The sequence below is a fragment of the Variovorax sp. KK3 genome, assembly GCF_001984055.1.
Classification (GTDB): Bacteria; Pseudomonadota; Gammaproteobacteria; order Burkholderiales; family Burkholderiaceae_C; genus Variovorax.
Map to the genome: position 1 here is coordinate 1 of NZ_LYVO01000072.1, position 16,369 is coordinate 16,369.

The following is a 16,369-nucleotide window of genomic DNA, read 5'->3' on the forward strand; positions in this document are numbered from 1 at the left end:
GCTGCTGCACCTTCTCGAGCAGCAGGTGGTAGAGCGAGCCGATGCCGACGCTGCCGTAGCTCAGCGGCTGGTCGGGCGACTTGCGTGCCAGCGCGATCAGCTCGTCGACGTTGTTGGCCGGCAGGTCCTTGCGGGCCACGAAGACCATCACGGCATCGGCCACCGGATGCACCAGGCGGAAGTCCTCGGCCTTGAGCTTGACGGCCGCATTGGCCAGCGGCGAGAGGATCGTTTCGTTGGGCGATCCCTGGAAGATCATGTGGCCGTCGGCCGGCGCCGCCAGCACCTTCTGCGCCGCCAGCGCGCCGCTGACGCCGCCGAGGTTGTCCACCAGCACCTGCTGTCCCAGCTCCTTGCCGAGCGGCGTGGTGAAGATGCGCGCCGTCGCGTCCGACGGTCCGCCGGCGGGATAGGGGACCATCAGGGTCACCGGCTTGGTGGGGTAGGTCTGGGCGGATGCGGCGCCGGTGGCGAGCAGAAGGCCGCAGAGAAGCAGGCGCGAGCGCTGGAAGAGCGTGTTCATCGGAGCTCCGGAGGTGGGGTGCGGCAATCGTAGAAGTCGCGGTTTCCAACGTCCAATGCATTGTTGTCTGCATTAGCATGAGTCCGATGTATTGTTTTCCCGATCTCCTTCCATGACGCTGGTCCAGCTGAGACACCTGATTTCCGTTGCGCAAACCGGCTCGTTCAGCAAGTCGGCCGATGCCCTCTGCCTGACCCAGTCGGCCCTGAGCCGCAGCATTCGCGCGCTGGAAGAAGAGCTGGGCATTGTCCTGTTCGACCGCGTTGGCCGGCACAACGAACTCACGGCCTTCGGGCGCGAGATGCTGGAGCGCGCGCGCCAGCTGGTGTTCGAGGCCGACGAGCTGCGCGACAGCGGCCGCCAGCAGCGCGAAGGCGAGGGCGGCGTGTTCCGTGTCGGGCTCGGCTCGGGGCCGGGGGCGATGCTGATGACGCCCTTCCTCATGCACATGGCGACGCGGCACCCGAGGGTGCGCGTTTCGGTGGCACGCGGCGGCACCGACCTGCTGGCGCAGGCCCTGCGCGAACGCACGCTCGATGCGCTCGTGGTGGACGCGCGCTCGCTCAAGCCGGCGCCCGACCTCAACGTGAGCCTGGTGTCCGAGATGCGCGGCACCTTTCTTTGCCGCGACGGCCATCCGCTCACGCGGCTCGACCATCCGGTGCGCTTCGAGGACGTGCAGCACTATCCGATCGCGTCCATCCCCCTGAGCGACGAAGTGGCTCGCACCCTGGTCGAGGCTTACGGGCCCGAGGCGCATCCCGCGCATTGCGTGACCGTGCAGTGCGAGGAAATCCCGAGCCTGGTCGAGGTGGTGCGCCGCAGCGACGCGGTGCTGCTTTCCATCCGCGCGGCGGCACCCGACCTGGTCGAGCTGCAGATGGAGCCGCCACTCGACGGCATCGCGCGGTTCGGCCTGGTCACGCTGAGCCGGCGGACCGAGGCGCCGGCGCTGGTCATCCTGCGCAAGCTGGTGCAGGACCTGATGCACGACTGAGCGCCGCGCGCTTCGGCCTCAGGCGCCAGCGAAGGCGAAGTCGACCTCGGGCGCGAGCCCGCTCACGATGTGCGCGATCGACTTGCCCGAGCCGCAGGCATGGGTCCAGCCCAGCGTGCCGTGGCCGGTGTTCAGGAACAGGTTGGCCAGCCGCGTGCGGCCGATCAGCGGCACGTTGCTCGGGGTGGCGGGGCGCAGGCCGGTCCAGAACTGGGCCTGCGCGGTGTCGCCGGCGCCAGGGAACAACTCTTCCACGCGGCGCACGATGGCTTCGCAGCGCACGCGGTTGAGGTCGCGGTCGTAGCCGTTGAGCTCGGCCGTGCCTGCGATGCGCATGCGGTCGCCGGTGGCCGAGGTGTAGCGCGAGAAAACGAGCTTGTATTCGTCGTCGGTCAGCGAGACCTGGTAGGCCTTCGATGCGTCCTTGACCGGCAGCGTCACCGAGTAGCCCTTGGCCGGATAGATGGGCAGCCGGATGCCGAGCGGCGCCGCATGGATCGGCGACAGCGAGCCCATGGCCAGCACGACGGCGTCGCCGCGGATGCGCTGGAAGCGGCCTTCGCTGTCGGTGGCTTCGACGTGGTCGATGCGGCCGCCGGCTTCGCGCAGCGCGGTCACGGTGTGGCTCATCAGGAACTTCACGCCATCCGCTCGGGCCAAGGCGACCAGTTCGCGCGCGAAGCGGTTGGCGTCGCCCGATTCGTCTTCGGCCGTGTAGGTGGCGCCGGCCAGCTGCGGGCGGATGTGCGCCAGGGCGGGCTCGATGCGAACGGCCTCGTCGGCCGAGATCACGCGGCGCTCGCAGCCCAGGGCGCGCATCTGCTCGGCGGGCGCGAGCGCACCGTCGAACTCCTTCTGCGTCGTGTAGAAGTGCAGGATGCCCTGCGCGCGCTGGTCATACTGGATGCCCTTGTCGCTGCGCAACTGCTGCAGCAGGGCGCGGCTGTACGTGCCCAGGCGCACGATCTGCTCGATGTTGCGGCGCGTGCGCGCCGGCGTGCATTCGCGCAGGAAGGACAGGCCCCAGAGCCACTGGCGCATGTCGGCGCGCAGGCGAAAGAGCAGCGGCGCGTCTTCCTTGCCCAGCCACTGCAGCAGCTTGAGCGGTGCGCCCGGGTTGGCCCAGGGTTCAGCGTGGCTGACCGAGATCTGGCCGCCGTTGGCGAAGCTGGTTTCGGCGGCCGGCGTGGCCTGGCGGTCGACAACGGTCACGTCGTGGCCTAGCTGGCGGAGGTAATAGGCGGAAGTGACGCCGAGCAGGCCGGCGCCGAGAACGATCACATGCATTTCGAGAACCTTCGAGGTTGCAGTGTTCGAACGCGATGGACCGGCATGCCTGAGCAGATGAACAAGCAACCGGACGCTGCGTCCGAGTTGCCGCTCCCCCTGTCCTCGGTACCTGAGAGATTCACCCGCTGCGCCCGCAGCGGGTTTGCTCCTTCGGTGCATCGCGTGCTGCGATGGCTCTCCAGACGGCTTTGACAGTTGGTGCAGTACAGGCCCGCTTGCGCGAGCCGACCTGAGCGTTTATGGGAGTTTGCGCCTTCGGTGGGGCCGCCCCTGGCGGGCCCGCTCTCCTGCAGTGCGGCGGATTGTAGTGGGCGCGGGTCGAGCCACCAAGCCTCAGGTTCGGCGCAGCCGCGTGAACAGCTCGAACTCCCAGTTGCGCATGCCCAGCAGCAGCGTGTATCCCTCGCGCTCCTTGGGCGACAGCTTCTGGTCGGTCTGGTGCTGCTGGGCGAAGTCCTGCGCCACGCGCTGCAGGCGGTCGAGGAAGGCCGGCGCCAGCGACCGGCTGATGGAGCCGTGCACCAGCAGCAGGCCTTCGGCGGGGCCGTCGAAGCCGCCGCGATAGTAGTCGAGCACGACGTTCTCGCGGAAGAAATCCATCACCGGGCCGTGCGGGCGCCAGCGGAAGGTCTTGGCCAGCTTGAGCCGGTAGCGGTTGAGCGGCCGCAGCTCGATGATGCCGATGCGGTCGAGCTGGGCCAGGTAGCCGATGCATTCCGCCTCGTTGATGCGGTAGGCCGCCACGATCTGCTCCAGGGTCCATTGGCTCAGCACGCAGATGGCCAGCAGCAGCAGCTTCTTGTCCTTGACCACCGCCTTTTCCTGCTCCAGCGTCAGTTCCTTGAGCAGGGGCTGGGAGTCCGCGACACGCCGCGCCAGCTCGGCGAAGTCGATCTTGAGCGCGCGGCAGATCGCGTCCACCCGCGTCAGGGGCATGTCGCCCTTGGCCAGCATGCGCTTCACGCTCGATTCGGCCATGTCCAGCGACTTGGCCAGGTCCGCGTAGGTCATGTGGGCGGTCTTGAGCTCGTTCTTGAGGGCCTGGATCAAGTCGACGGTGGTGCTCATGGTTCGGGTATTGCCTTCTGATACCGGGGGGTGTGAAAAAGTACTCCGTATCGATTCTCGATGCCTCCCGCGCGATTGACAACCTACATTCCGCGGCACCGAATCAGACCCCCGGAGCCCGAAATGACCTTGTCTTTCCTGTCGTCGTTGACCCCCCGCGAACGTGCTCTCGTCTACTTCTTCGCCTCCCTGACGCTGGTCGCGATGTTCGGCCCGCCGCTGGTAGCCTCCGGCCTGGGCGGGGCCCCCTTCGCCGACGACCGCGGCCTGCCCGGCATTCCCCACGCGCTGGACGTGTTGAGCAACCTGCCCTTCGCGGCGCTCGGCCTCTGGGGCCTGCGCTGGCTGCACTGGCACGAGCGGGCCCACGAAGACGTGCAGGACACCGTGCCGCAGCAACTGCTGGCCCAGCCGCCGGTCAACCTGCTCGACTGCGCCTGGTTGTTCTTTGCCGGGCTGATCCTCACGGCCGCCGGCTCGGCCTTCTATCACCTGCAGCCCGATGCCCTGCGCCTGGCCGCCGACCGTGCCGGGATGACGGTGGCCTTCGCCGGGCTCATCGGTTGCGCGGTCTGCGAGCGGGTCAGCGCCCGGGCCGGCTGGGTGGCGGCCTGGTTCGTGCTCGGCAGCGGCCTGCTGGCGGTGGCCATCTCGCAGCAGACGGGCGACGTGCTGCCCTGGGGGATGCTCCAGTTCGGCGGCATGGTGCTGGTGCTGGTGCTCGCGATGACCCGTCCGGTGCGCGGTGCGATCGGGCTGCGCCTGGGCTGGGTGATCTTTTTCTACGGCCTGGCCAAGCTGTTCGAGATCTCGGACCACGCGATCTACGAGGCGACGCACCATCTCGTGTCCGGCAACAGCCTCAAGCACCTGACGGCGGCCATGGCAGCCCTGCCCGTTCTGCATGCGCTCCAGGCCATGGGGCGCGAGACGCTGCGGCACAATCCGAGCGCGGCCGCCGTGACGGCCTGAAGCTCAGGAGCCCGCAAGGGTCAATCGAATGACAACACCCGCCGATGCCGCCACGCTGGCCTGCGCGCCCGCAACGGACGCGCACGCCAACCAGTTCGCACTGCTGGGCCAGCGGCGCTTCGCTCCTTTCTTCTGGACCCAGTTCGCCGGCGCTGCGAACGACAACCTCTTCAAGTTCGCCTTCACCGTGATGGTGACCTACCAGCTGCAGCTGGCGTGGATGCCGCCGGCCATGGCGGGCCTGGTGATCGGTGCGCTGTTCATCCTGCCCTTCCTGCTGTTCTCGGCCACGGCGGGCCAGCTCACCGACAAGTACGACAAGACGAAGATGATCCGCTTCGTCAAGAACCTCGAGATCGCGATCATGGCGCTGGCCGCCTGGGGCTTCATGCGCGCCGACGCGGTGCTGCTGCTGGCCTGCGTGTTCCTCATGGGGCTGCACTCCACGCTCTTCGGGCCGGTCAAGTTCGCCTACCTGCCGCAGGTGCTCGATCCGCGCGAGCTCACCGGCGGCAACGGCATGGTCGAAATGGGCACCTTCGTCGCCATCCTGCTCGGGCAGGTGGCCGGCGGCCTGCTGGTCGCGCTGCCGGGCGTCGGCCACACCACCGTGGCGGTGGCGTGCCTGGCGCTGGCGCTGGTGGGTCGAGGCGTCGCGCAGGCCATTCCGCGGGCGCCGGCCACCGATCCGGGCCTGGTGATCAACTGGAACCCGGTCAGCGAGACCTGGCGCAACCTGCGCCTCGCCCATGGCAACCTGGTGGTGTTCCGCTCCTTGCTGGGCATTTCGTGGATGTGGTTCTTCGGCGCGGTGTTCCTGAGCCAGTTCCCCAGCTTCGCCAAGGAGGTGCTGCACGGCAACGAGCAGGTCGCCTCTTTGCTGCTGGTGGTGTTCTCGGTCGGCATCGGCATCGGCTCGCTGCTGTGCGAGACGCTGAGCCGCCGGCAAGTGGAGATCGGCCTGGTGCCGCTGGGCGCGATCGGCATGAGCGTGTTCGCCATCGACCTCTACTTCGCGTCGCGGGCGCTCCCGCCCGTGGCCGAGATGGGTCTCGCCGTCTTCGTCGGGCAGCCGGCGCATTGGCGGGTGATGGCCGACCTGGGGCTGCTGTCGCTCTTCGCCGGGCTCTACAGCGTGCCGATGTACGCGCTGATCCAACTGCGCAGCCAGCCCACGCACCGGGCACGCATCATCGCAGCCAACAACATCCTCAATGCGCTGTTCATGATCGCCAGCGCCGTCATCGCCGGGGCGCTGCTCCAGGCCGGCTTCACGATCCCGCAGATCTTCCTCTTCACCGGCATCGCCAACGCGGTGGTCGCGTTCTACATCTTCATGCTGGTGCCGGAGTACCTGCTGCGCTTCGTGGCCTGGGTGCTGTCGCGGCTGGTGTACCGCTTCGACGTGAAGGGCGAAGACCACATCCCCACCGAAGGCCCGGCCGTGCTGGTGTGCAACCACGTGAGCTTCATCGACGCGGTGCTGCTGATGGCGGCCAGCCCGCGGCCGATCCGCTTCATCATGGACCACCGCATCTTCCGGGTGCCGGTGCTCGGCTGGCTGTTTCGCCTGGCCAAGGCGATCCCGATCGCATCGCAGAAAGACGACCCGGCAGCCTACGAGCAGGCCTTCGCGCGTGCGGTGCAGGTACTGCGCGAGGGGGACTTGCTCGCCATTTTTCCCGAGGGGGCGATCACGCGCGACGGCAACCTGCAGCCCTTCAAGGGCGGGGTGATGAAGATCCTCGAAGGCGCCCGCGCCGAGGGCATCGAACCACCGGTGATCCCGATGGCGCTGACCAATCTGTGGGGCTCCTACTTCAGCCGCATCGAGGTGCGTGAAGGTGAGAACGTGGCGATGGTGCGTCCTTTCCGGCGCGGCTTCATGAGCCGGGTCGGGTTGCACGTGGGAAGCGCGATGCCGCGCGCCGAAGTGCAGCCGGAAGCCCTGCAGCAGCGCGTGAGCGGGCTGCTCGGCACCCAGCCCGGCTGATGCACTTTCTGCCCGACAGCTTCTGGTACACGGTCACCTGGTTCGGTGACAGCGGCCTGCTCCTGCCGGCGGCCGCGTGGATCGCCATCTGGCTGGGCGTGCGGACGAGCACGCGGCCCATCGCCTGGCGGTGGCTGCTGCTCTTCGGCGCCGGCGGCGCCCTGGTGGCGCTGTCGAAGATCGCCTTCATGGGGTGGGGCGTCGGCAGCGCCTTCCTCAACTTCACGGGGGTCAGCGGGCACACGATGCTGGCCACCAGCGTCTGGCCGGTGGCCTTCTGGCTCGTCGCTGCACACCAGTCGCCGCGTGTGCGCCTCTCGGCCGCCATGCTGGGTTGGGTCTTCGGTGCGCTGATCGGCCTGTCCAGGCTCGCGATCTACGTGCATTCCAAGTCGGAGGTGGCTGCCGGCTTCGCCGTCGGCCTGGCCGTCAGCGGCGTCTTCGTGTGGCTGCAGCACCAGCGCCCGCCGCCGCGGCTGCATTGGGTGCTGCTCGTGATCAGCATCTGCTCGCCCTTGCTCTTCCTGCGGCCCGGCACGCAGGCGCCGACGCACGACGCACTCGGCGTCATCGCCGCACGCCTGGCCGGCGTCGAGCGGCCCTTCACGCGCGCCGACCTGATGCAGGGTCGGCCCCGCGCCGGTATCAGATAGGGATACCGCAGGCGGCCGGATCCGCCACTGGTGCATCAATTTGAACCTCGCCGGAGTGGCGTGAACCATCATTCGCGCACCTTCACTACGCCGCGAGGCATTCATGCAACCCTCCTCCGCCAACGTCCTCCTCCAGCGCGACACCCGTGCCTGGCAAGTCCAGGTCTGGATTTCCTTCGGGCTGGCCGTCTTCCTCTGCGCAACGGGCCTGGCCTGGCTGCCGGGACAGGCACTGGACCGGGCTTTCATGGTGATGGGCTACATGTTCTGCCTCTCGGCCGCCTTCGTGCTGGCCAAGTTCGTGCGGGACAGCCAGCGCGGCGCGGTCCTCGGCGCCGGCGACACGCCGATGTGGAAGCTGGTTGTCTGGGGCGGCTTCTTCGCCGCCATGGCGCTGACCGGCTGGGGCCTGCTTCGCATGGAGGTCAGCGAGACCTACAAGGCCTTCCTGGGTGTGAGCTGGCTCTTCCTGATCAGCAGCGCCTTCACGCTGGCCAAGACGCTGCGCGACCGCCACGAGGCCGATCTGGCCGAAGCCCGCCTGCAGGGTCGCCGCGCCGCCCGCGCCGAAGCAGACGACGAGCAGTGAACTTTCGATTCGTTCAACCCCTCACTTCCGGAGAAAACATCATGAGAAGAACTTTCCTGACGGCTGTGATCGCGGCTTGTGCCGCATTGGCGGGGGTCGCCGCCCCGCTCCAGGCCCGGGCGCAAAGCGAGGCCTCGGCGGCGCTGTCGATGCTCCCCGTGGCCTCGGTAGTCGGCGCCGCGTCGGTGGCCGGCAGCGCGGCCAGTGCCGTGGTGGCGGTGCCGGCCGCACTGTCGGTGGCCGGGTCGGCGCTGACGGTGGTGGCGGTCGAGGCCTCGGCCGAGGGCACCGTCTATCTGCTCGAGCGCGCTTCCGATGGCGCCCGCGCCAGCGTCAAGGTGCTGGGCCGCGCCGTGAAAGGCAGCGCGGTGGCGGTCGGCACCGTGGTCACGGTCAGCGTGATCGGCACCGGCGTCGTGCTGTCGGCCGCGGGCGAGGTGCTGGCCTTCGTGCCCAACGCCATCGGCCGTGCGCTGCTCTCCAACGAGAAGCTGTCGTGAAGCGCGTTCCGACCAACTTCGGCGACTACGAGGCCGAATACCGGCGGCGCGTGCCGCGCATGCGCCGCTGGCTGCGGGCACTCCTGCAGACGCTGGCGGCCGCACTGGCCGTCGTGCTGGCCGGACTGTTCCTGTTTCCCATCAACGCCCACGCGGGCCGCTCTTGCGAAGAGCACCAGCCGACGCCGGCTGCGATCATCCGGGGTCTGGACCTGGCCCAGCGCACCGCAGACCAGCTCGATGCCAGCGGCGCCCGCGTGGTGGTGCTGGCCCGGGCCGGGCAGGATCTCGGCAAATACGGGCTGCGCTACTCGCATCTGGGCCTGGCCTACAAGACCGATGCCGGCGCCTGGCGCGTGGTGCACAAGCTGAACCAGTGCAGCACCGCGGTCGCGGCGATCTATCGTCAGGGCCTGGGCGATTTCTTCCTCGACGACCTGTGGCGCCATGAAGCCGCCTGGGTGGTGCCGGCGCCCGCCGTTCAGGCGCAGCTGCTGGCCCTGCTCAAGGCCGAGCCGGCGCAGATCATTCGGCTCCACCAGGCGCCTTACAGCGTCGTGAGCTATGCCTGGGGCCGCAAGTACCAGCAGTCGAACCAGTGGGCCATCGAGACCCTGGCTGCGGCGATGGAGCCCGGCACCATCCGCACCCGCGAACAGGCGCAGGCCTGGCTGCAGTTCAAGGGGTACGAGCCCAGCACTTTGAAGCTCGGCCCGCTGACGCGCCTGGGCGGGCGCATCAGCGCCGCCAACGTCGCCTTCGACGACCATCCCAACGAGAAGCGCTTCTCCGACCGCATCGAAACCGTGACGGTGGATTCGGTCTTCGCATGGATGCCACGCGCAGGCCTGGGCGCGGCGCCGGTGGTGCTCAAGCTCTAATTCACCCGAGGGTGTCCCTCGGCTCTTGCAGCCGGCGGGCACGTGTGTCGACAACAACGAGGAACTGAATGAGCAGCAAATCCCTGCGACTGTCCGAAAAATGGTTTCGTCGCGGCCTCTGGGTGGTCGCATTGGTGTTCGCATGCTTTCTGATCGGGCTGGGCAGCACGATCGTGGGCGACCTGCCGCGCGTGGAACGCACGCTCACGCTCGACGACTTCATCGACCGGGCCGCGGCCGAGCCGCTGCGCAAGACCGTGCGCGACAGCCAGCGCGCCGAGCAGGAGGCCACGCGCGAGCGTGAGCAGGCCGAGCTGGCGCTCATCGCCGCCCAGCAGGCGAGCCGCACCGCGCGCGAGACCTTCGGCAACTGGCTCGCCACGCGGCGTGTCACCGCGCAGCCCGACCAGGACACCGAACTGATCGCGCGCACCAAGGCGCTCGACACGCTGAAGGCCAAGGAGAACGAGGCCGAGCGCGCCGTCGGTGCCCAGCGGCAGGTCGCGCTCGATGCCCGCCAGGCGCGCCAGGGCGCGCAGGAAAAGTTGTCGGTGCTGGAGGAAGCGGCCGGCAAGGCGCTCGAGGCCGAGAGCCGCCGCGTCGAGCTGCGGGTGTTCGCCTACCGCCTCGCGCTCACGCTGCCGCTGCTGGTCGTCGCCGGCTGGCTGTTCGCGAAGAAGCGAAAGAGCACCTGGTGGCCCTTCGTCTGGGGCTTCATCCTCTTCGCGCTGTTCGCCTTCTTCGTCGAGCTAGTGCCCTATCTGCCGAGCTACGGCGGCTACGTGCGCTACGTGGTCGGCATCGTGTTGACGGTGCTGGTCGGGCGCTACGCGATCATCGCGCTGAACCGCTACCTGGCACGCCAGAAGCTGGCCGAGGCGCAGCCCGACACGGTGCGCCGCAACGAGTTGGGCTACGACACGGCGTTGGCCCGGCTGGCCAAAGGCGTGTGCCCCGGCTGCGAGCGGCCGGTCGACCTGAAGAACACCGAGATCGATTTCTGCCCGCATTGCGGCATCGGCCTGTTCGACCACTGCCGCGCCTGCGATGCGCGCAAGAGCGCCTTCTCACGCTTCTGCCACGCCTGCGGCACGGTGGCCGGGGCGGCACCTGCAGAGTTACTGGGGCCGCTTCAGGTCCAGCCGGCGTCCACCACGTAGTCCTGCGCGGTGCACATCCGCGAATCGTCGGCGGCCAGGAACAGCGCCATGCTGGCGATGTCCTCGGCCATCACGCGGCCGGGCAGGCACTGAGCGGCGTCGATCTGGGCCTCCGATTCCGGCTTGACCCATAGCTTGAGCTGGCGCTCGGTCATGACCCAGCCGGGCACGATCGAGTTGACGCGGATGCCGGCCTTGCCGAGGTCGCGCGCCAGCGAGCGCGTGAGGCCGCGGGCGGCCGCCTTGCAGGCCTGGTACACCGGGTAGCCGGCGCCCTTGATCATCCAGCTGATCGAGCCGAAATTGATGATCGAGCCGCCGCCGGCCGCGCGCATGTCGTCGGCCACGGCCTGCGCGGCGAAGAACTGGTGCTTGAAGTTGATCGCGGCCAGCGCGTCGAAGTCTTCGCTCGTGACGTCGGCCATCTCGTGGCGGCGGTCGTTGGCGGCATTGTTGAGTAGCACGCGGATCGGGCCGAAGCGCGCGCGCACGGCCGCGATGGTGGCCTGCAGTGCGGCCACGTCGGTGACGTCGCATCGCTGAAACACCACCGGGTTGTCACCCTGCAGCCGGCCGGCGAGCGCTTCGCCGGCCGTGACGTCGATGTCGCAGAAGCCGACCAGCGCGCCTTGCGCATGGAAGGCCCGCACCAGCGCTTCGCCGATGCCGGTGGCGCCGCCCGAGATGAAAACGCAGCGGCCCGCCAGGGAGGGATAGCGGGCCGATGCGAAAGAGGTCGATGTGGTCATGGTCTTGAGCCCTTGCAAAGAAGAACGCCGGTGCATTCTGCACATCGGGGCGCCTGCGTGCCACTCGCTTCCGATGTCCGGCGTATGGCTTCCGGCGTGTTCCCGCGCGCTGTCGTTCTCAGTACGCTTCACGCCTTTGTTGCAGGTGCGTTCCATGTTCAGCCAGCTCCTTCGCCGCCACGCCGCCGTCGGCCTTTATCTCGTGTCGATCGCCGCCGCGCTGGTGTCGGCCGCAAGCCTGGTGGCCTATGCGCAGGAGCCCGGCAGCATCCGCTTGTTCAAGGTGGTCTCGCCGCGTGACGACATCGTGGTGGGCATCGAGTCCGTGCAGCTGGGCGGCGGCAGCACGCCGGAGGTGCAGCGCTTCGCGGCGCTGGTGCAGGACAAGAGCCCGTTGACCGTCTGGCAGTACGCCGCGCAGAAGGATGCGGCGGGCGCGCTGGTGCAGGCGCCGATCCGGCAGGTCGCGCTGTTCCGCAACGAGCTGGTGCGCATCGAACCTTACGGGACGCCGCTGCAGATCAAGGCGCCGGGCGCTGCGAAATAGCCAGGAACACTCAGACCTCAGACGCCGCGCGCGCGGTCGGCCTTGAACTGCGTGCGAAACGCCGAATAGCGGCCCGCGTCGAGCGCCGCGCGAATCTCCTGCATCAGGTTCAGGTAGTAGTGCAGGTTGTGGATGGTGGTGAGCATCGGCCCCAGCATCTCGCCGCAGCGATCGAGGTGATGCAGATAAGCGCGGCTGAAGCCCTCGCGACCGCCTTCGTTCCACGACACGCCCGACGCGCCTGCGCAGGCATGGCAGGTGCAGCTCGGGTCGATGGGCTGCGGGTCGTTCTTGTGGCGCGCATTGCGCATCTTCAAGTCGCCGAAGCGGGTGAAGAGGGTGCCGTTGCGTGCATTGCGCGTGGGCATCACGCAGTCGAACATGTCGACGCCCTGTGCCACGCCTTCGACCAGGTCTTCGGGCGTGCCCACGCCCATCAGGTAGCGCGGCTTGTCCGTCGGCAGCCGGTGCGGTGTGTGCGCCATGATGCGCAGCATCTCTTCCTTGGGCTCGCCGACGCTGACGCCGCCGATGGCATAGCCGGGGAAGTCGAGCTCGACCAACTTCGCAAGCGATTCCTCGCGCAGGTTCTCGTACATGCCGCCCTGCACGATGCCGAAGAGCGCGTTGGGATTGGCCAGTCGTGCGAATTCGGCCTGGCATCGCCGCGCCCAGCGCAGGCTGAGTTCCATCGACGTGCGGGCCTCGTCCTCGGTGGTGATGTGGCCCTTGGTGTCGTAAGGCGTGCACTCGTCGAACTGCATGACGATGTCGCTGTTGAGGATGGTCTGGATCTGCATCGAGACCTCGGGCGTGAGGAACAGCTTGTCGCCGTTGACCGGCGAGGCGAACTTCACGCCTTCCTCGCTGATCTTGCGCATCGCGCCCAGCGACCAGACCTGGAAGCCGCCCGAGTCGGTGAGGATGGGCTTGTCCCACTTCTCGAACTGGTGGAGGCCGCCGAAACCCGCCATGACGTCGAGGCCCGGCCGCATCCAGAGATGGAAGGTGTTGCCCAGGATGATCTGCGCACCCATCTCGTCGAGGCTGCGGGGCATGACGCCCTTGACGGTGCCGTAGGTGCCCACGGGCATGAAGATGGGCGTCTGCACCACGCCGTGGTTGAGCGCGAGGGTGCCGCGGCGCGCGTGGCTGTGCGCGTCGGTGGCGAGGAGTTCGAAGTTCAGCATGTGTGCTTGTTCCGGATCAGGCTGCGCGAGCCAGCAGCATCGCGTCGCCATAGCTGAAGAAGCGGTAGCGCTCGCGGATCGCGTGGGCATAAAGGCCCATCACGCGTTCATGGCCTGCGAAGGCGCTCACCAGCATCATCAGCGTGCTCTTGGGCAGGTGGAAGTTGGTCACGAGCAGGTCCACGTGTTCGAACGCGAAGCCCGGCGTGATGAAGATGCGGGTGTCGCCGCTGGACTCGCCGCTCTTCGCCCAGGCTTCGAGCGTGCGCACGGTGGTGGTGCCGACCGCGACGATGCGGCCGCCGCGTGCCTTGGCCTGCGCGATGGCCTGTTGCGTGGCCTCGGGCACTTCGTAGCGCTCGGCATGCATCTGGTGGTCGGCGATGTTTTCGGTCTTCACCGGCTGGAAGGTGCCCGCGCCCACGTGCAGCGTGACGCTGGCGCGTGCCACGCCGCGTGCCTCGAGGTCGGCGAGCAGTGCTTCGTCGAAGTGCAACGCGGCCGTGGGTGCGGCCACCGCGCCCGGCACGCGGGCGAACACGGTCTGGTAGCGGGCTTCGTCGTCCTGCGAGTCCGCATGCTCGATGTAGGGCGGCAGCGGCACGTGGCCGCAGCGGGCCATCAGTGCGTAAGGATCTTCGCCGGTTGCGCTGTCGAAGCGCAGGCGGAACAGGGTGCCCTGCTCGTCGGGCCAACGCCCCAGCAGCGTGGCACTGAAGCCGCCGATCATCGCCAGCACCGTGCCGATGGGCGGCTTCTTGCTGACCTTCATGTGGGCGACCACCTCGTCGTCCTGCAACACGCGCTCGACCAGCAGCTCCAGCTTGCCGCCGGTCGGCTTCTCGCCGAAGAGCCGCGCCTTGACCACGCGGGTGTCGTTGAAGACCAGCAGGTCGCCTTCGCGCAGCAGCGAGGGCAGGGTCTTGAAGATGCGGTCGGCCGGCGGGTCGACCGTGCCGTCGAGCAAGCGCGAGGCGCTGCGCTCGGCCGCGGGATGCTGGGCCACCAGCTCGGGCGGCAGGGTGAAATCGAAATCGGAAAGCGTGAAGGCGCGCATGGGTCTTGAGGGCCGGACGGGCCCGTGCCAAGGAGGCGGGGGAAAGAGGATGTGGGAGCCGTAGAGGCGGGCAGAATTGTCCCATGCCGATCGCTGCCAAGTCCCCGTCCCCGGAAAAGCCCGCACAGGCTCCGGGCGCCGGGCCGAGCGTGGTGCAGCGGGCGCTGCGCAAGCTGGGCCTGGTGCGCGACATCGACTTCGCGCTGTACCTGCCGATGCGCTACGAGGACGAAACGCGCATCGTGCGGCTGGCCGACACGCGCGACGGCGATGTGGCGCAGGTCGAGGCCGTGGTGACGCAGAGCGAAGTGGCGTTCCGCCCGAGGCGCCAGCTGATCGTGACCATCGACGATGGCAGCGACACCTGCCAGCTGCGCTTCTTCAACTTCTATCCCTCGCAGCAGAAGCAACTGGCCGTTGGCGCGCGCGTGCGGGTGCGCGGCGAGGTGCGCGGCGGCTTCGTCGGGCGGACGATGATGCATCCGAACGTCAAGGCGGCAGGCACCGAGTTGCCGCAGGCGCTGACGCCGGTGTACTCGACCATCGCGGGCCTGGCGCAGCCGGTGCTGCGGCGGGAGGTGCGATCGGGCCTGGCGCGCTCGGTGCTCGACGAGACCATTCCCGCGGACCTGGCACCGGCCGGTGCCTGGCCCTTGCGCCGCGCGCTCAACTTCCTGCACTACCCGGCGCCCGACGTGGCCATCGCGACGCTGGAGGACCACAGCCATCCGGCCTGGCAGCGACTCAAGGCCGACGAGCTGCTGGCGCAGCAGTTGTCGCAGCTGCAGGCGCGTCGTGCGCGCGGGGCCCAGCGCGCGCCGGTTTTGTCGGAAGTGGCGGCCGAGGGATCCTTGAGCCGTGCCTTGCTGGCTGCCCTGCCTTTCGCCTTGACCGGCGCGCAGCAGCGCGTGGTGGTCGAGATCGCACGCGACCTCGCGCGCGAGGTGCCCATGCACCGTCTGCTGCAAGGCGATGTGGGTTCGGGCAAGACCGTGGTGGCGGCCCTGGCCGCGGCGCATTGCATCGACGCGGGCCACCAGTGCGCGCTGATGGCGCCCACCGAAATCCTCGCGGCCCAGCATTTCGGCAAGCTGGTCGGCTGGCTCGACCCGCTGCTGGCCGAGCGCGGCCTTCGCGTCGCCTGGCTCACCGGCAGCCAGAAGAAAAAGGAGCGCGACGCGATGACGGCCGCGGTCGAGAGCGGCGAGGCCGCGCTCGTGATCGGCACGCACGCCGTGATCTCCGAGAAGGTACGCTTTCGAAGCCTGGCGCTGGCGATCATCGACGAGCAGCACCGCTTCGGCGTGGCGCAGCGCCTGGCCTTGCGGGGCAAGGCCCCCGACGGCCTCGAGCCGCACCTGCTGATGATGAGTGCCACCCCGATCCCGCGCACGCTGGCGATGAGCTACTACGCCGACCTCGACGTGTCCACGCTCGACGAGCTGCCGCCGGGCCGCACCCCCATCGTCACCAAGCTGGTGGCAGAGCATCGGCGCGACGAAGTCATCGACCGGATTCGCGTTCAGCTGGAACAGGGTCGCCAGGTCTATTGGGTTTGTCCGCTGATCGAGGAGAGCGAGGCCGTCGACCTGCGCAACGCCACGGAGACGCGCGACGAGCTTGCCGGCGCGCTGGGCGACGAGGTGGGCGTCGGTCTGCTCCATTCGCGCATGCCCACGGTCGAGAAGCAGGCGGTGATGGAGGCCTTCACGGCCAATCGCCTGCAGGTACTGGTCAGCACCACCGTGATCGAAGTGGGCGTGGACGTGCCCAATGCCTCGTTGATGGTGATCGAGCATGCCGAGCGCTTCGGCTTGTCGCAGTTGCACCAGCTGCGCGGCCGGGTGGGCCGCGGCGCGGCGGCCTCGGCCTGCGTGCTGCTGTACGCGCCCAACGAGGGCGGACGGGTCGGCGAGGCGGCGCGCGCGCGCCTCAAGGCGATGGCGGAGACCGGCGACGGCTTCGAGATCGCGCGGCGCGACCTGGACATACGGGGCCCCGGGGAGTTCTTGGGTGCTCGGCAGTCCGGCGCGCCGCTGCTGCGCTTCGCCGACCTCAGCACCGACGTGATGTTGCTGGATTGGGCCCGCGAGCTGGCGCCGCGCATGCTCGATCGGCACCGAGCCCTGGCCGAGCAGCATGTCGATCGCTGGCTGGGCAGCAAGGCCGAGTACCTGAAGGCCTGAACGCCCCCAAGGCC

Annotated in this window: 16 protein-coding genes and 2 riboswitches; of the genes, 10 read left to right on the forward strand and 6 right to left on the reverse strand. The window is 68.6% G+C overall.

Annotated elements, in window-relative coordinates; genetic code table 11:
* Positions 1-523: tripartite tricarboxylate transporter substrate-binding protein (locus tag B0W80_RS26475; RefSeq protein ID WP_256856693.1), on the reverse strand; the 523-nt coding region annotated here is incomplete at its 3' end.
* A 112-nt stretch (positions 524-635) separates the two neighbouring features.
* On the opposite strand from B0W80_RS26475, the gene B0W80_RS26480 reads away from it, so the two are divergent.
* Positions 636-1,520 carry a LysR family transcriptional regulator gene (locus B0W80_RS26480; protein ID WP_077002147.1) on the forward strand — a complete coding sequence of 295 codons (885 nt, stop codon included), beginning with the start codon at positions 636-638 and terminating at the stop codon, positions 1,518-1,520.
* A gap of 18 nt (positions 1,521-1,538) precedes the next feature.
* Here B0W80_RS26480 and B0W80_RS26485 read toward each other — a convergent pair whose 3' ends face one another.
* Both B0W80_RS26485 and B0W80_RS26490 read right to left on the reverse strand, forming a co-directional pair.
* Positions 1,539-2,807, reverse strand: a complete 1,269-nt coding sequence (locus B0W80_RS26485; RefSeq protein WP_077002148.1) for a D-amino acid dehydrogenase — start codon at positions 2,805-2,807, stop codon at positions 1,539-1,541.
* 89 nt (positions 2,808-2,896) lie between these two features.
* Positions 2,897-3,002, reverse strand: a riboswitch (glycine riboswitch).
* A gap of 4 nt (positions 3,003-3,006) precedes the next feature.
* A riboswitch (glycine riboswitch) is annotated at positions 3,007-3,110 on the reverse strand.
* Positions 3,111-3,143: 33 nt separating this feature from the next.
* A complete protein-coding gene (locus tag B0W80_RS26490; RefSeq protein ID WP_077002149.1) occupies positions 3,144-3,878 on the reverse strand; it encodes a helix-turn-helix transcriptional regulator in 735 nt (244 codons plus the stop codon).
* Between the two features lie 123 nt (positions 3,879-4,001).
* Between B0W80_RS26490 and B0W80_RS26495 the strand changes: the two genes are divergently transcribed.
* The 7 genes from B0W80_RS26495 to B0W80_RS26525 all read left to right on the forward strand — a co-directional run bounded on the left by B0W80_RS26495 (position 4,002) and on the right by B0W80_RS26525 (position 10,626).
* Complete coding sequence (locus B0W80_RS26495; RefSeq protein WP_077002150.1) at positions 4,002-4,850, forward strand: hypothetical protein; 849 nt, start codon at positions 4,002-4,004, stop codon at positions 4,848-4,850.
* A 28-nt stretch (positions 4,851-4,878) separates the two neighbouring features.
* Positions 4,879-6,843 (forward strand): MFS transporter, encoded by a 1,965-nt coding sequence (locus B0W80_RS26500; protein ID WP_077002151.1) that lies wholly within the window; start codon positions 4,879-4,881, stop codon positions 6,841-6,843.
* Complete coding sequence (locus B0W80_RS26505; protein WP_077002152.1) at positions 6,843-7,496, forward strand: phosphatase PAP2 family protein; 654 nt, start codon at positions 6,843-6,845, stop codon at positions 7,494-7,496. The genes B0W80_RS26500 and B0W80_RS26505 overlap by 1 nt, the downstream gene beginning before the upstream one ends.
* 103 nt (positions 7,497-7,599) lie before the next feature.
* Positions 7,600-8,085, forward strand: a complete 486-nt coding sequence (locus B0W80_RS26510; protein WP_077002153.1) for a YiaA/YiaB family inner membrane protein — start codon at positions 7,600-7,602, stop codon at positions 8,083-8,085.
* 41 nt (positions 8,086-8,126) lie between these two features.
* Positions 8,127-8,585, forward strand: coding sequence for a hypothetical protein (locus B0W80_RS26515; protein ID WP_077002154.1), 459 nt, complete (start codon positions 8,127-8,129; stop codon positions 8,583-8,585).
* Positions 8,586-8,644: 59 nt separating this feature from the next.
* Positions 8,645-9,466, forward strand: a complete 822-nt coding sequence (locus tag B0W80_RS26520) for a DUF2145 domain-containing protein (protein WP_077002188.1) — start codon at positions 8,645-8,647, stop codon at positions 9,464-9,466.
* Positions 9,467-9,534: 68 nt separating this feature from the next.
* Positions 9,535-10,626, forward strand: coding sequence for a zinc ribbon domain-containing protein (locus B0W80_RS26525; RefSeq protein WP_077002155.1), 1,092 nt, complete (start codon positions 9,535-9,537; stop codon positions 10,624-10,626).
* On the opposite strand, the gene B0W80_RS26530 is transcribed toward B0W80_RS26525, so the two are convergent.
* The gene (locus B0W80_RS26530; protein ID WP_077002156.1) at positions 10,599-11,375 is read right to left on the reverse strand and encodes an SDR family NAD(P)-dependent oxidoreductase; all 777 of its coding nucleotides are present in this window, start codon (positions 11,373-11,375) and stop codon (positions 10,599-10,601) included. The genes B0W80_RS26525 and B0W80_RS26530 overlap by 28 nt on opposite strands.
* A 154-nt stretch (positions 11,376-11,529) precedes the next feature.
* Between B0W80_RS26530 and B0W80_RS26535 the strand changes: the two genes are divergently transcribed.
* Positions 11,530-11,922, forward strand: coding sequence for a hypothetical protein (locus tag B0W80_RS26535; protein ID WP_077002157.1), 393 nt, complete (start codon positions 11,530-11,532; stop codon positions 11,920-11,922).
* Between the two features lie 17 nt (positions 11,923-11,939).
* On the opposite strand, the gene tgt is transcribed toward B0W80_RS26535, so the two are convergent.
* Positions 11,940-13,112, reverse strand: a complete 1,173-nt coding sequence (gene tgt / locus B0W80_RS26540) for a tRNA guanosine(34) transglycosylase Tgt (protein WP_077002158.1) — start codon at positions 13,110-13,112, stop codon at positions 11,940-11,942.
* Positions 13,113-13,128: 16 nt separating this feature from the next.
* A complete protein-coding gene (queA, locus tag B0W80_RS26545; protein ID WP_077002159.1) occupies positions 13,129-14,169 on the reverse strand; it encodes a tRNA preQ1(34) S-adenosylmethionine ribosyltransferase-isomerase QueA in 1,041 nt (346 codons plus the stop codon).
* An 83-nt stretch (positions 14,170-14,252) separates the two neighbouring features.
* On the opposite strand from queA, the gene recG reads away from it, so the two are divergent.
* Positions 14,253-16,355, forward strand: a complete 2,103-nt coding sequence (gene recG / locus B0W80_RS26550) for an ATP-dependent DNA helicase RecG (RefSeq protein WP_077002160.1) — start codon at positions 14,253-14,255, stop codon at positions 16,353-16,355.
* The last annotated feature ends 14 nt before the right edge of the window (positions 16,356-16,369 follow it).